The organism is Ensifer sp. Root142 (assembly GCF_001426785.1).
Lineage (GTDB): Bacteria > Pseudomonadota > Alphaproteobacteria > Rhizobiales > Rhizobiaceae > Ensifer > Ensifer canadensis.
The window spans coordinates 11,814-24,397 of the sequence record NZ_LMFK01000012.1 but is presented as its reverse complement, the minus strand read 5'-3'; the positions used below and the strand labels follow the sequence as shown (position 1 = coordinate 24,397).

The 12,584-nt window shown below is 62.6% G+C and carries 16 protein-coding genes and 2 pseudogenes; 15 read left to right on the top strand and 3 right to left on the bottom strand.

Annotation, left to right across the window (positions count from 1 at the left end):
- Positions 1-141 precede the first annotated feature (141 nt).
- The 4 genes and pseudogenes from ASD52_RS12630 to ASD52_RS12615 all read left to right on the top strand — a co-directional run bounded on the left by ASD52_RS12630 (position 142) and on the right by ASD52_RS12615 (position 2,647).
- Positions 142-471, top strand: a complete 330-nt coding sequence (locus ASD52_RS12630) for a metalloregulator ArsR/SmtB family transcription factor (RefSeq protein WP_025425587.1) — start codon at positions 142-144, stop codon at positions 469-471.
- Complete coding sequence (locus ASD52_RS12625) at positions 468-932, top strand: SRPBCC domain-containing protein (RefSeq protein ID WP_025425586.1); 465 nt, start codon at positions 468-470, stop codon at positions 930-932. Before ASD52_RS12630 ends, ASD52_RS12625 begins: the two co-directional genes overlap by 4 nt.
- Before the next feature lie 173 nt (positions 933-1,105).
- Positions 1,106-1,519: a GFA family protein gene (locus ASD52_RS12620; RefSeq protein ID WP_025425585.1), complete on the top strand. Its 414-nt coding sequence runs from the start codon at positions 1,106-1,108 to the stop codon at positions 1,517-1,519.
- 215 nt (positions 1,520-1,734) lie between these two features.
- Positions 1,735-2,647: pseudogene (locus ASD52_RS12615) on the top strand (alpha/beta hydrolase).
- 114 nt (positions 2,648-2,761) lie between these two features.
- Here ASD52_RS12615 and ASD52_RS12610 read toward each other — a convergent pair.
- Positions 2,762-3,371, bottom strand: a pseudogene (locus ASD52_RS12610) (glutathione S-transferase N-terminal domain-containing protein).
- Positions 3,372-3,537: 166 nt separating this feature from the next.
- Here ASD52_RS12610 and ASD52_RS12605 point away from each other — a divergent pair.
- On the top strand, positions 3,538-4,599 hold the full coding sequence (locus tag ASD52_RS12605) for a succinylglutamate desuccinylase/aspartoacylase family protein (RefSeq protein WP_025425583.1): 1,062 nt from the start codon (positions 3,538-3,540) through the stop codon (positions 4,597-4,599).
- A 53-nt stretch (positions 4,600-4,652) separates the two neighbouring features.
- Here the strand turns inward: ASD52_RS12605 and ASD52_RS12600 are convergent, their stop codons facing one another.
- Entirely contained in the window at positions 4,653-5,126 is a 474-nt protein-coding gene (locus ASD52_RS12600; RefSeq protein WP_025425582.1) for an Lrp/AsnC family transcriptional regulator, read from the bottom strand.
- A 227-nt stretch (positions 5,127-5,353) separates the two neighbouring features.
- On the opposite strand from ASD52_RS12600, the gene tatA reads away from it, so the two are divergent.
- The 4 genes from tatA (at position 5,354) to ybaK (ending at position 8,107) form a co-directional block, all read left to right on the top strand.
- On the top strand, positions 5,354-6,523 hold the full coding sequence (tatA, locus tag ASD52_RS12595) for a tyrosine aminotransferase (RefSeq protein ID WP_057224616.1): 1,170 nt from the start codon (positions 5,354-5,356) through the stop codon (positions 6,521-6,523).
- A gap of 14 nt (positions 6,524-6,537) precedes the next feature.
- Positions 6,538-7,173 carry a YitT family protein gene (locus ASD52_RS12590; RefSeq protein WP_025425580.1) on the top strand — a complete coding sequence of 212 codons (636 nt, stop codon included), beginning with the start codon at positions 6,538-6,540 and terminating at the stop codon, positions 7,171-7,173.
- An 84-nt stretch (positions 7,174-7,257) separates the two neighbouring features.
- The gene (locus ASD52_RS12585) at positions 7,258-7,617 is read left to right on the top strand and encodes an ArsC family reductase (protein WP_057204320.1); all 360 of its coding nucleotides are present in this window, start codon (positions 7,258-7,260) and stop codon (positions 7,615-7,617) included.
- A gap of 16 nt (positions 7,618-7,633) precedes the next feature.
- Positions 7,634-8,107 (top strand): Cys-tRNA(Pro) deacylase, encoded by a 474-nt coding sequence (gene ybaK, locus ASD52_RS12580; RefSeq protein ID WP_057224613.1) that lies wholly within the window; start codon positions 7,634-7,636, stop codon positions 8,105-8,107.
- Between the two features lie 156 nt (positions 8,108-8,263).
- On the opposite strand, the gene ASD52_RS12575 is transcribed toward ybaK, so the two are convergent.
- Positions 8,264-8,719 carry a MarR family winged helix-turn-helix transcriptional regulator gene (locus ASD52_RS12575; RefSeq protein WP_025425577.1) on the bottom strand — a complete coding sequence of 152 codons (456 nt, stop codon included), beginning with the start codon at positions 8,717-8,719 and terminating at the stop codon, positions 8,264-8,266.
- Between the two features lie 85 nt (positions 8,720-8,804).
- Between ASD52_RS12575 and ASD52_RS12570 the strand changes: the two genes are divergently transcribed.
- From ASD52_RS12570 to ASD52_RS12550, 6 genes are all read left to right on the top strand, one after another.
- Entirely contained in the window at positions 8,805-9,479 is a 675-nt protein-coding gene (locus ASD52_RS12570) for a glutathione S-transferase family protein (RefSeq protein WP_057224610.1), read from the top strand.
- 76 nt (positions 9,480-9,555) lie between these two features.
- Positions 9,556-10,014: an MBL fold metallo-hydrolase gene (locus ASD52_RS40740; RefSeq protein ID WP_347369223.1), complete on the top strand. Its 459-nt coding sequence runs from the start codon at positions 9,556-9,558 to the stop codon at positions 10,012-10,014.
- A 3-nt stretch (positions 10,015-10,017) separates the two neighbouring features.
- Positions 10,018-10,443 carry a hypothetical protein gene (locus tag ASD52_RS40735; RefSeq protein ID WP_347369222.1) on the top strand — a complete coding sequence of 142 codons (426 nt, stop codon included), beginning with the start codon at positions 10,018-10,020 and terminating at the stop codon, positions 10,441-10,443.
- 80 nt (positions 10,444-10,523) lie between these two features.
- Complete coding sequence (locus ASD52_RS12560; RefSeq protein WP_057224607.1) at positions 10,524-11,777, top strand: aminopeptidase; 1,254 nt, start codon at positions 10,524-10,526, stop codon at positions 11,775-11,777.
- A complete protein-coding gene (locus tag ASD52_RS37230; RefSeq protein ID WP_156612971.1) occupies positions 11,774-11,971 on the top strand; it encodes a hypothetical protein in 198 nt (65 codons plus the stop codon). Before ASD52_RS12560 ends, ASD52_RS37230 begins: the two co-directional genes overlap by 4 nt.
- Positions 11,971-12,576 carry a pyrroline-5-carboxylate reductase dimerization domain-containing protein gene (locus tag ASD52_RS12550; protein ID WP_057224605.1) on the top strand — a complete coding sequence of 202 codons (606 nt, stop codon included), beginning with the start codon at positions 11,971-11,973 and terminating at the stop codon, positions 12,574-12,576. Before ASD52_RS37230 ends, ASD52_RS12550 begins: the two co-directional genes overlap by 1 nt.
- Positions 12,577-12,584 lie beyond the last annotated feature (8 nt).

Here is a 12,584-nt window from a genome sequence, read left to right as displayed (position 1 = left end):
GAAATGGTTCTCTGCGGAGCGGGGCCTGCTGACTGAAATAAGCAGTCCAAGCCATCGCCACAACAACGGAAGAGCCGTAGCCTTACCTGACAAAAAACAATAGTGTTGACTAATTAATCAGTATGCACTAATTTTTTTGTCATGATTGAAACCGCACCCATCACCGCCGTCATGCGCGCCCTTGCCGATCCGACCCGGCGTGCCGTGTTCGAGCGCATCGCCAATGCCGACGAGATCACAGTGGTCGAACTGACGCGCGGCAGCGGCGTGACGCAGGGTGCCATTTCGCAGCATCTCAAGTCATTGAAGCAGGCGGGCCTCGTCAGCGAGCGTCCCGAAGGCCGCAACGTCTATTACCGCGCTGAGCCCGAAGGCCTCGAGCCGCTTGTCGACTGGATGAGCCATTACGGCGCCTTCTGGCGCGAACGGTTTGCAAACCTCCGCACTCTCTTGAAGGAGATCGATCCATGAATGAAGTAGTGTTGCAGCCCCACACGCAGGACATCGTGGTAGACGAGGTCTTCCCCCACGCCCCCGAGACGATCTGGAAAACCTTGACGAGCGGCGCCTTGATAAGCCGCTGGATGATGGTTGCGACAGGCTTCGAGCCGGTCGAAGGCAACCGCTTCACCTTCCAGACCACGCCGGCCGGCGAATGGGATGGCGTCATCCACTGCCGGGTGCTGGAGGTGAAACCGAACGAGCGGTTCGTCTACGCCTGGAAAGGCGGGCACGAGGCCAATGCCGGCTATGGCTCGCGTCTTGACACGGTCGTTACATGGACCCTGTCCAGGGTCCACAACGGCACGCGCCTTCGCCTCGTTCATTCCGGCTTCGTGACGCCGAGAAACGACACCGCCTTCAAGAACATGAGCGAAGGTTGGAAGAAGGTTCTGACGCGGATCGGCACCGTGACCGAAGGGCAGGACTGAGACGACACCCAAAGCCTGACGCGGGCGCCGTGCCCGCGTCCTTGACGCGCCCGGTTCGGCAAGCGCCGTAGCGCCATCACGAACACAAGCAAAACAACTGATTGCGATGCCCGACCATCGAGCACGCTCGATGACGTACGCGTTGCCGTCCCCAGAGCCCAAGGAGCAATGACATGAGCAAGCCCTATACCGGTGGATGCGCCTGCGGCGCGATCCGTTACGAGATCTCTGGAGAACCGGTTTTCTCAAACGATTGTCAGTGTCGCGACTGCCAGAGCGAGAGCGGCACCGGACACGGATCGCACCTGACCTTCAGGCGAGACGGCGTGAAGCTCGAAGGCAAGGCGACGCTGTGGGACATGGTCGCCGATAGCGGCAACGTGAAGACCCGGGCCTTTTGTCCCACCTGCGGTTCGCCCGTCTATATGACCTTTGCCGCAATGCCCGAATTCTTCACCGTGCGCGCGGCGAGCCTCGACGATCCGAGTCGCTACAAGCCCCAGGTCGTCACCTATGGATCACGCGGCTACGCTTGGGACCACCTCGACCCGACGCTGCCGAAGTTTGACAAGATGCCGCCGATGTAAAGACCAGGCGAACGGACATCGAAGTTTTCCAGGGCGCGCCGTCGCGCGCCCTACCCCATCCCCATCGCGTAGCAACCGAGCAAATGCGCCATGCCGCGTTCGGTATTGCCGAACAGTAGATCCGCCTTCTGGCGGCTAGTTCGAACAGATCACGCCTGTCATCTTCTCTCCATCGAAACGCCAATCGGCGCACACCGAAAAAACAGGAGAGACCAATGCTTCGTTCCCTCATCACCGGCGCAGCCATAGCCTTCGCCGTCCCGGCACTCGCCGACGTTCAGCCCTATCCGGCGACGTTTACAACGGAAACCATCGCCACCAACGGCACGACCCTGCATGTGCGCGTCGGCGGTTCGGGGGCCGACCGTCGTGCTGCTGCACGGCTACGGCGAGACCGGCGACATGTGGGCGCCGCTTGCTGCCGAGCTTGTCCGCGATCACCGCGTCATCGTGCCCGATCTCAGGGGCATGGGGCTCTCGGACAAGCCGGCGACCGGCTATGACAAGAAGACAGAAGCGCAGGATATCGCCGGCGTGCTCGACGCGTTGAAGGCCGACAAGGTCGACGTGGTGGCACACGATATCGGCAACATGGTCGGTTACGCCTTTGCCGCCCAGTATCCGACACGAACGACAAAGCTGGTGCTGATGGACGCGCCGCTTCCCGGCGTCGGCCCGTGGGAAGAGATCCTGAAGAACCCGCTGCTGTGGCACTTCCGTTTCGGCGGGCCTGACATGGAGCGCTTGGTGGCCGGCCGCGAGCGCATCTACCTCGACCGCTTCTGGAACGAATTCTCCGCCGATCCGAAGAAGTGGAACGAGGCCTCGCGCGAACACTACGCCAAGCTCTATGCCCAGCCGGGCGCGATGCGGGCGGGCTTCGCCCAGTTCGCCGCCTTCGATCAGGACGCGATCGACAACCTGGCCTTCCTGAAACAGGGCAAGCTCGGCATGCCTGTCCTGGCCGTCGGCGGCGAAAAATCCTTCGGCCCGACAATGGCCGTCGTAACCCGCTTTGCCGCCAACAATGTCACCGAGGTGGTCATTCCCGCTTCCGGCCATTGGTTGATGGAGGAACAGCCCGAAGCGACGGTGAAGGCGATCCGCAGCTTTCTCGACGCGGAATGATCGAGGGTGCCTACGAAGCGGCCATTGACCAGAGCCGGCGCAAGCACTTTGCGCCGGCTCTTTTCGCATCATGGCCAGCGCGCAGCGCGATAGCTCTCAAGCTCCGGCTGGGCGTCAGGTCGGCGGAATGAAAGGCTGGCTGATCGCCTGGAATACGGCCAACGCCTCCAGCATTTCCCCGTGTGCCCGTAGCGCCGGATAGTTGGAGATCGCGATCAGCTCGGGATGGACCTCGCACAGGAAACGCAGCACCACTGCCACGGCGATATCGGCATGGCCAATGCGCTCCCCGAACCAGAACTCCGAGGTACCCTCCGACCGGCCGGCCTCCAATACGCCGAGCGCCGCCTCCATCTGGTGACGGCAGCGATCGACCCAGAGGGCCGAGACTTCGCCGTGCAGACGCTTCTCGTAGAACAGGCTGACGGCCTTGTCGCCGAGCCCGGTTGCAAGCGCCGCAACCTTAAGCGCCCGATGTCGGGCGGGTTCGAACCTTGGAAACAACAAGGCCGTCGAGATAATCGAGAATGATGTGGCTATCGATCAACGCGGTACCGTCGTCCAGCACCAGGGTCGGGACGCGCGTCAGCGGATTGTAGGCACGAAGCCTGTCGGCATCGCCGAAGGAGGACCAGGGGCGGTGCTCGAATTCCATGCCGTATAGCGTGAGCGCGATGCCGACGCGGCGGACGAAGGGAGAATCATATTGGCCGATCAGGATCATCTGCAGGGTCCCGTCTGGTGAGAGCGCAGCCAGAAGACAACGGATGCGCGGCAAAAGCAAAGCCTTGCTCCGCCCCCATCAACGCCCGCGCTCCCCGTTTCTAGCCACTTGCAGAGCCTATCGGGAATGCCGATAAGCCTTCGACACGAGACAAAAGGGGGAGACCATGGACATCTCGGAAATCATCATCGCCGGCGACACCGCAGGCATCGAATGGCGCCTTCCGGTCTTCCGCTTCAAGGGCAGGAGCCCCGACGCACCGAAGACCTATATTCAAGCGGCACTGCACGCCAACGAACTGCCCGGCACCGCGCTGGCGCATTTCCTCCTGCAGAAGCTCGCTGACGCGGAGAAGAACGCCGCCATTCTCGGCGACATCACCGTCGTGCCGCAGGCAAACCCCATCGGCACCGCGCAATCGCATTTCGGCGAACTGCAGGGCCGGTTCGATCTCGGCTCGCGCACCAATTTCAACCGCGATTTTCCGCTGATCGCACTCGGCGAGCGCGACAGCCTTCTCGAGGATCTTGATCGTTACTCGGCCACGGATCGGCTGAAGCGGCAATTGCTGCATATGGCGCTCGGCGCCGACTTGATGCTCGACCTGCATTGCGACGACGAAGCGCTGCAATATGCCTATATCGACGACGCCTTCTGGCCGGAGGCGGCCGACCTTGCCGCAGCTCTCGACATGGAGGCGGTGCTTCTTTCGGATGGCGAAAGCTCCGCCTTCGAAGAGGCCGTCGCCTACGCCTGGAAGTATGAGGCAGCCGGTCAGATGAAGACGAGCCTTCCGGGGCGGCTCTCCGTCACGGTCGAGCTTCGCGGCACACGCGACGTCTATCCTGACATGGCACGCAAGGATGCCGAAGGCGTGCTGCGCTTCCTCGCCCAGCGCGGCGTGGTCGCCGGCGACAGGGCAGCACTTCCAGCATTCGGCGGCATCGTCGCGCCGCTCGACAACATCGAGCTGATCCGCGCTCCGGAATCCGGCGCCATCCTCTTCCACCGCGATATCGGCGAGAGGGTGAAGGCCGCCGATCTGCTCGTGACGATCCTTAGCCGTCCCGGCCGGCCAGACGGCGCCATCGAAGTCCGCGCACCGCAGGACGGGCTGATTGTTACCCGGGTATCGACAAGGCTTGCCCGTCGCCGCGCGGACCTGATGAAAATCGCCTGCGCAACCGCGTCAAGCGCCGCACGCAAGCCCGGCCCGCTGGAAGCCTGAAGCCAAGCCAAAGCTGTGGCTTTGTCCGGAACGTCCTGAGAACGTTCCGGACATCACCGCGACATCGTCGCGGTCATCTTCGGACTGTCGAGAAGGATGGTCGAGCGCAGAGTCTTGATCTCGCCGATCTGCTCGAACTCGGTCCACAATAGCCGTTTGTAGTCGGCGACATCACGTACGGCGATCTTCAGCAGAAAGTCGAAATCACCGGCAACCGTATGGCACTCCACCACCTCGGGCATGCGCGACACCAGTTCGATGAAACGCTGCCCGACCTTGCTTGCGGTCCGCTCCAGCGTCACTTCGAGAAAGGCCTGGAAGCCGACCCCCGCCGCCTTCGGATCGACCACGACCGTTTGCCGGATAACACCTTCCGAGTAGAGCCGCGCCAACCGGCGCGACAGCGGTGCCGGCGAAAGCCCGACCCGCGCCGCAAGCTCGTTGTTGCTGCGCAACGCGTCCTCGACAAGCAATCGGATAATCCGCCGGTCGATCGCATCGAGTTTGGACGCTCCGCGCTCCGTCATAGCCAGCCCTTCCCGCTCTCTTCAGCGTTTGCGCAAATCAGCAAAAGAAATGCATCGATTTACGCAATTCGATCTATGCGAATATTGTCTCCGTGGCAAATCCGGCATCGATTTTGCGCTGTCTCTGATTTAAAGAAGAAGCCTGTCGAGAGCCGGAGGACGGTTCTCGGCGCGACCTTTCTCGATCGCCCATCGCTACTCTGTCACTGCCAAGGGGGAATTCCGGCATGTTCGACGCTCTGACCCGCCAACCCGACGATCCGTTGCTGGCCCTGATCGGGCTCTATCGCAAGGACGAGCGCCCTGGAAAGGTCGATCTCGGCGTCGGAGTCTACCGCGACGAAACCGGCCACACGCCGATCTTCCGCGCGGTCAAGGAAGCGGAAAAGCGGCTGCTCGCAACGCAGGACAGCAAGGCCTATGTCGGCCCCGAGGGCGACCTCATTTTCGTCGATCACCTCTGGACGCTGGTCGGTGGCGACACGATCAACCGAAGCCATTTGGCCGGCGTGCAGACGCCGGGCGGCTCCGGCGCGCTAAGGCTTGCGGCCGACCTCATCCGCCAGATGGGCGGCAAGCGCATCTGGATCGGCCTGCCGAGCTGGCCGAACCATGCCAGCATCTTCAAGGCCGCGGGCCTTGAGACGGCCGGCTATCCATTCTTCGACGTCCCGTCCCAGACCGTGCTCTTCGACACCATGATGAGCGCGCTCCAAGGTGCTTCGGCCGGCGACGCCGTGCTGCTGCATGCCGGCTGCCACAACCCGACGGGCGGCGTGATCACCGATACGCAATGGCTGGAGATCGCGGCCGTCGTCGCCGAGCGCGGCCTGCTGCCGTTGATCGACCTTGCCTATCAGGGCTTCGGCCGCGGATTGGACGAGGACGTAACGGGCCTTCGCCATCTCATCGGCATCGTCCCGGAAACCCTGATCGCCGTCTCCTGCTCGAAATCGTTCGGGCTCTACCGCGAGCGCACCGGCGCCATCTTTGCCGTGACCGCCTCGTCCTCGTCGGCCGACACGGTCCGCTCCAACCTCGCCGGCCTGGCGCGCACCAGCTACTCGATGCCGCCGGATCACGGCGCCGCCATCGTGCGCACCATCCTGTGCGATGCCGACCTGGCGCGCGACTGGAGAGAAGAACTTGAAACCATGCGCCAGCGTATATCAGGCATTCGCCGATCGCTTGCCGAAGGCCTGCGCGGCCGCTGGCAGGCGCTTGGCGCCGTCGCCGACCAGGAAGGCATGTTCTCGCTGCTGCCGCTTTCGGAAGCGGATGTGATGCGGCTCAGGAACGAACACGGCATCTACATGCCGGGTTCCGGCCGCATCAACATTGCCGGACTGAAGACGGCCGAAGTCGATGACGTCATCGGCAAGTTCAAGAACCTCTAAGGACTGAAAAGACGATGAACGCCGAGCCAATGATCAATACCCAGGACGTGCCCGCCGAGCGCCACCACCTCTTTGAGGATGCGTTGGCGATCCTGACGGGCACGCTGATCATGTCGCTCGGCGTCATCATCTACAGCAAGGCGATGCTGCTGACGGGCAGCACCTCCGGTCTGGCCCTTCTTTTGCAATACGCGACCGGCGCGCAATTCTGGCTGGTGTTCTCGCTCATCAATCTGCCGTTCTATGTCCTGGCGATCAAACGGCTCGGCTGGATGTTTGCGCTGCGCACCTTTCTTGCGGTCACGTTGGTGGCGCTGTTTTCGAAGTTGACGGCAGGATGGGTGGAATTCGCCAAGCTCGACCCGATCTACGCGACCATTGTCGGCGGCGGATTGATGGGCACCGGCCTGCTGATCCTCTTTCGCCACCGCACCGGGCTCGGCGGCATCAACATTCTGGCGATCTATCTGCAGGAGAAGTACGGCATCCGCGCCGGCTATTTCCAGCTTGCCGTCGATCTTACGATCCTTGCCGCCGCCTTCTTCGTGCTGCCGCCGGCCAACCTGGTTCTGTCCGTAGTTGGCGCCGCCGTCGTCAACATGACGCTTGCCATCAACCACAAGCCGGGCCGCTACGTCGGCGTAACCTGAGACACCGGCAAGGTCTTCCCTCTCCCTGAGAGGGAGGCTATCACTCCCAGCACGAATTTGCCGCAAGGCAGGAAAGGCATGGGAATGACGGTCACGATCTACGGCATCAAGAATTGCGACACGATGAAAAAGGCGCGCACCTGGCTCGACGGCCAGGGCATCGCCTATCGCTTCCACGACTACAAGGTCGAGGGCATCGACCGAGCCCATCTCGATCGCTGGTGCAAGGAGGCAGGCTGGGAAATCGTGCTCAACCGCGCCGGCACCACCTTCCGCAACCTGCCCGATGCCGAAAAGCAGAACCTCGATACCGACAAGGCAATCGCGCTGATGCTGGCACAGCCCTCGATGATCAAGCGTCCGGTGATCGAGGCCAACGGCAACCTGTTGATCGGCTTCAAGCCGGACCTCTACGAGGCCCTGTTTCACAAGACCAACGCCTGACGCCGGGAGAGGCACGATGTCCAAGACCACCCGCGCAACTCAGGCGCTTGCCAAGGCCGGCGTTGTCTTCACCGTCCACACCTACGACTACGACCCGAACGCCGAGCGCGTCGGGCTGCAGGCGGCAGAAGCACTCGGCGAGGATCCGAGCCGGGTGCTGAAGACGCTGATGGCCGAGGTCGACGGCAAGCCAGTCTGCTGCGTGGTGCCATCCGATCGCGAAGTCAGGATGAAGAAACTGGCCGCGGCCTTCGGCGGCAAGTCGGCAGCGATGATGAAGCCTGCTGATGCCGAGCGCCTGACCGGATATCATGTCGGCGGCATCAGCCCGTTCGGGCAGAAGAAGCTGGTGCCGACCGCGATCGAAGAAGCGGCGCTTTCCGAAGCACAGGTCTACATCAATGGCGGCCAGCGCGGGCTTCAGGTGCGGCTGGCACCTGGCGACGCACGAACGGCACTCAAGGCCGTGGCGGCACCGCTGATCGCCTGACGCCGACATGAACACTCCAGGATGTCCTTGGGCATTCCAGGCGTGTTCTGAGATCGAGAGCGCTTCCGGTTTAGACAGAGCCGCAGAAACGCTCTATCTCCCTGTTTTGACACATTTCCTGACGGAAAACCGCTTCGCACTTTTCCTGGAAATGCTCTAGCGAAGCCTTGCGAGTAGACTAGCCAGTTGCTGCGCTTCGTCCGTACCCAGTTTTGTGCCGACATGGGCCTCGATCGAACCGGAATAGACCTCCCACATGCGCTCGCGTGTCGCACGCCCTTTGTCAGTCACGACCACCCAGCGCCCGCGCCCGTCGGCGTCGAAAGCCTCGCGCCGAACCAGCCCTTCCCGTTCAAGCCGGTCGATCAAACGCGAGAGATTGTATTGGGCAAGCAAGGTGCGGGACTCGATCTCGAAGGGACGCAGCTTGCCGTCCTCCGCCTGCACCAGTTCCCAGAGCACATCATACCAGCCGAGCGGCGGCAGACCGGCCCTCTTGAAATCCGCCTCGATCGCCGAAAGCACGCGCCGTTGCGCGCGCATGAGGCCGATCCAGGCCTGTGTGGCAGCCGGCGTCGGCCGCAGTTCTCCATTCTTCGAAATATCGCTCATAGATGCAATTACATTGATCTTGAAAGTGTTGGCAAGCACACATACATGCAGATGCATCTACATTGATCAACCCAGGAGACCACCCATGAGCAGTGCCCTTACCCTGATCAGCCATCATCTCTGCCCCTATGTGCAGCGCGCTGCGATCGCGCTTGCCGAAAAGGGTGTCGCCTTCGATCGCGCGAGCATCGATCTGGCCGCCAAGCCAGACTGGTTCCTGAAAATCTCGCCGCTCGGCAAGGTGCCGTTGCTGCAGATCCCGCAGACGACCGGCGAGGCCGTCCTGTTCGAAAGTTCGGTGATCTGCGAATACCTCGAGGAGACACAGGCTGGCGTCCGGCTTCACCCGACGGACCCTCTGGAACGGGCACGCCACCGCGGCTGGATGGAATACGGCTCGTCGATCCTCTCGGACCTCTGGGGCTTCGAGACCACCGGGGCTGCCGACGCTTTCGAACAGAAGCGCCAGGTGATCGCCGCGAAGTTTGCGACGATCGAAACCGTTCTGGGCGACGGGCCCTATTTCGCCGGAACGGATTTCTCCCTGGTGGATGCAGTCTTTGCGCCGATCTTCCGCTATTTCGACCTGTTCGACACGTTGGTCGACCACAAGATCTTCAGCGGCCTTGCCCGTGTTTCCGCCTGGCGGCAGGCCCTGGCGGAACGCCCGAGCGTCAAGGCTGCCGTGGCATCGGACTATGGCGAGCGTCTGATGATCTTCTTGAAGCAGCACGACGCCTATCTGCTGCGTGCGCAATAGAGCGGCCCCACGGCCCTTCTTTTTCGGCGCGCGCCATCCTATGACAGATGCGAACAACGGGAGGAGCAAGCGCGCCATGCCTGATATGACGTCGACCCTGACGATATTGCAGCCCTATCCCGGCATCTTCGCCTATTACGACGGGCGGATTGCCGGGACCCGGCTCCATTCCGAGGGACCAAACTGGCTGGACGATGGCGCCTATGCGTTGGGCGTCGCGTCCTACGCAATCGTCGATGGCGGTGAGGCGCTCGTCTACGACACCCACATCTCCATCCCCCACGCCGAAGCCATTCGCGTCCATCTCGAAGGCCTTGGCGTCACCTCGATCCGGGTCGTGCTCAGCCACTGGCACAAGGACCACGTAGCCGGAAACGCCGCCTTTGCCGATTGCGAGATCATCGCTTTGTCGCTGACGGCGGAACGGCTTGCCGAAAACCGCGAGAAGATCGAAATCGCAACGCCGCCGATCCATCCCCTCGTCATGCCCAACCGCCTGTTTGAGCACGGGCTTGATCTCAAGGTGGGGCAATGAAAGGTGGAACTGCATCATTTCGCCATTCACAGCGCCGACGGCAATGTCCTCTGGCTGCCCGAGGAAAAGCTGCTGCTGGCCGGCGACACGGTCGAAGACTGCGCCACCTTTATCGCCGAAGCCGAGCAGGTCGCAACGCATATCGCCGAATTGAAGCGCCTGCGGGAATGGCCGATCGCCCGCATCCTGCCAAGCCACGGCGATCGCGATCGTATTGCTGCGGGCGGCTATGACGCGGCGCTGATCGATGCGAACCGAAGCTATCTCGAACGTTTGGTGCGCGCGGCCGCGGACGGAACTCCCATCGGGCCTCTCAAGGATTTTGCTGCCGATGAGATCGCCGCCGGTTCGATCCTCTACTTCGCGCCCTATGAAGAGGTGCACGACAGCAATGTCGCCAGAATGCGCGCTGCAGCCAAGAGCATCTGACGTTTGCAACCGCCAGCCTTCATTTTCGCCGCAAAGCGCACTAAGTCTTGTTCGTCCGATTTCATAATGACAGGCAAATCATGACCTATCCCGCCAACACCCCCACCCCGATCGACCCGGTAAAACTCGACAAGCTCGCGGAAGTCGCCATCAAGGTCGGCCTGCAGCTGCAAAAGGGCCAGGACCTGGTAATGACGGCGCCGATCGCCGCCATGCCGCTTGTGCGCGATATCGCCAAGCACGCCTACAAGGCCGGCGCCGGTCTGGTGACGACGTTCTATTCCGACGAGGAAACGACACTTGCGCGCTACGCCTACGCGCCTGACGAAAGCTTCGACCGGGCAAGCGACTGGCTTTACGAAGGCATGGCCAAGGCATTCGGCGGCGGCGCTGCCCGCCTAGCCATCTCCGGCGACAACCCGATGATGCTGTCGGCCCAGGACCCGAGCAAAGTGGCGCGCGCCAACAAGGCCAATTCCATCGCCTACAAGCCGGCGCTCGAAAAAATCACGAATTTCGACATCAACTGGAACATCGTCTCCTATCCGAACCCTGCCTGGGCGCAGCTGGTGTTCCCGAACGATCCCGAGCCGATCGCGGTGGAAAAGCTGGCCAACGCCATTTTCGCCGCGTCGCGCGTCGATCTCGACGATCCGGTTGCGGCCTGGAAGGCGCACAATGCCAACCTGGCGCGACGCTCCGCCTGGCTGAACGGCGAACGCTTCGCCTCGCTGCATTTCACCGGCCCCGGCACCGATCTCGTCGTCGGGCTGGCCGATGGCCATCTGTGGTGTGGCGGCGCGTCGGAAGCGAAAAACGGCATCATCTGCAATCCCAATATCCCGACCGAAGAGGTCTTCACGACACCGCACGCGCTGCGCGTCGAGGGATACGTCTCCAGCACCAAGCCGCTGTCGCATCAGGGTACGCTGATCGACAACATTCAGGTCCGGTTCGAAGGCGGACGCATCGTCGAGGCGAAGGCTTCGCGCGGCGAGGAGGTGCTGAACAAGGTGCTCGACACCGACGAGGGCGCGCGCAGGCTCGGTGAAGTGGCCCTCGTGCCGCATTCCTCGCCGATTTCGGCAAGCGGCATCCTGTTCTACAACACCCTGTTCGACGAAAATGCCTCGTGCCACAACGCGCTTGGCCAGTGCTACTCGGGCTGCTTCGTCGACGACACCAGCCTGACGCCGGAACAGATCCGCGCCCAGGGCGGCAATTCGAGCCTGATCCACATCGACTGGATGATCGGCTCCGGCCAGGTGGATATCGACGGCGTGCGCGCCGACGGCAGTCGCGTGCCGGTCATGCGGCAGGGCGAGTGGGCTTGACGCAGTTCGGTGTCATCGGCGGCGGCGGCTGGCTGGGCAAGGCCCTGTTGCTGCCCGCCCTTGCCGATGGCGTCATCGCCGGGGAGGCGTTGACCGTCTCCTCGCGCAGCGGCACCGTCCCGGGCTTCGAGCCCTGGCCGGCTGTCCGCCAGACGAAAGATACGCCGCGCTCGCCGCTGACGCGGATGTGGTGATGCTGTCCGTACGCCCACAGGATCTCGACGCCATCGCGCTCGATCTCTCGGGCAAGCTCGTCATTTCGGTGATGGCGATGGTTTCGCTTGCCGACCTTGCCGCCCGCTTCGAGGCTCGTCGCATCATCAGGGCGATGCCGAATACTGCCGCCGAAAAGCGGCTCTCCTTCACACCGTGGCTTGCAAGCCCTGACACCACCGAGGCGGATTGCGCCTTCGCCGAGCGGCTCTTTGAAGCATCCGGCAAGGTGCAAAGGATCGCGACGGAAACCGAGCTCGACTACTTCACCGCCTTGACCGGCTCCGGCCCTGCCTTTCTTGCCGTCTTTGCCGATGCGATGATTTCCGATGCCGTGACGAAAGGCATCGAGAGAGGCATCGCCGAGCGCGCCGTGCGCCAGCTTTTCCTCGGCGGCAGCACCTTGCTGGCAGGCAGCAAGCAGACGCCTGACGAAATCGTGCAAACCTTCCTCGATTACGCTGGCACGACCGCGGCCGGGCTCGAGGCCATGGCTGCCGCCGATATCCACACGCCGATCGCTCGGGGGTTAACGGCCGCCGCTGCGAAAGCGGCGGCCGGCACCCGCGACTGCGACCTCGGGTAGGTTTTTGC

Coding starts and splice junctions, on each gene's coding strand:
- ASD52_RS12585 (WP_057204320.1), top strand. CDS start 7,258: ATGACGGTCACGATCTACGGCATCAAGAATTGCGACACGATGAAAAAG.
- ybaK (WP_057224613.1), top strand. CDS start 7,634: ATGTCCAAGACCACCCGCGCAACTCAGGCGCTTGCCAAGGCCGGCGTT.
- ASD52_RS12600 (WP_025425582.1), bottom strand. CDS start 5,126: ATGACGGAGCGCGGAGCGTCCAAACTCGATGCGATCGACCGGCGGATT.
- ASD52_RS12605 (WP_025425583.1), top strand. CDS start 3,538: ATGGACATCTCGGAAATCATCATCGCCGGCGACACCGCAGGCATCGAA.
- ASD52_RS12620 (WP_025425585.1), top strand. CDS start 1,106: ATGAGCAAGCCCTATACCGGTGGATGCGCCTGCGGCGCGATCCGTTAC.
- ASD52_RS12575 (WP_025425577.1), bottom strand. CDS start 8,719: ATGAGCGATATTTCGAAGAATGGAGAACTGCGGCCGACGCCGGCTGCC.
- ASD52_RS12590 (WP_025425580.1), top strand. CDS start 6,538: ATGAACGCCGAGCCAATGATCAATACCCAGGACGTGCCCGCCGAGCGC.
- ASD52_RS12570 (WP_057224610.1), top strand. CDS start 8,805: ATGAGCAGTGCCCTTACCCTGATCAGCCATCATCTCTGCCCCTATGTG.
- ASD52_RS12630 (WP_025425587.1), top strand. CDS start 142: ATGATTGAAACCGCACCCATCACCGCCGTCATGCGCGCCCTTGCCGAT.
- ASD52_RS12625 (WP_025425586.1), top strand. CDS start 468: ATGAATGAAGTAGTGTTGCAGCCCCACACGCAGGACATCGTGGTAGAC.
- ASD52_RS40740 (WP_347369223.1), top strand. CDS start 9,556: ATGCCTGATATGACGTCGACCCTGACGATATTGCAGCCCTATCCCGGC.
- ASD52_RS12550 (WP_057224605.1), top strand. CDS start 11,971: ATGCTGTCCGTACGCCCACAGGATCTCGACGCCATCGCGCTCGATCTC.
- ASD52_RS12560 (WP_057224607.1), top strand. CDS start 10,524: ATGACCTATCCCGCCAACACCCCCACCCCGATCGACCCGGTAAAACTC.
- tatA (WP_057224616.1), top strand. CDS start 5,354: ATGTTCGACGCTCTGACCCGCCAACCCGACGATCCGTTGCTGGCCCTG.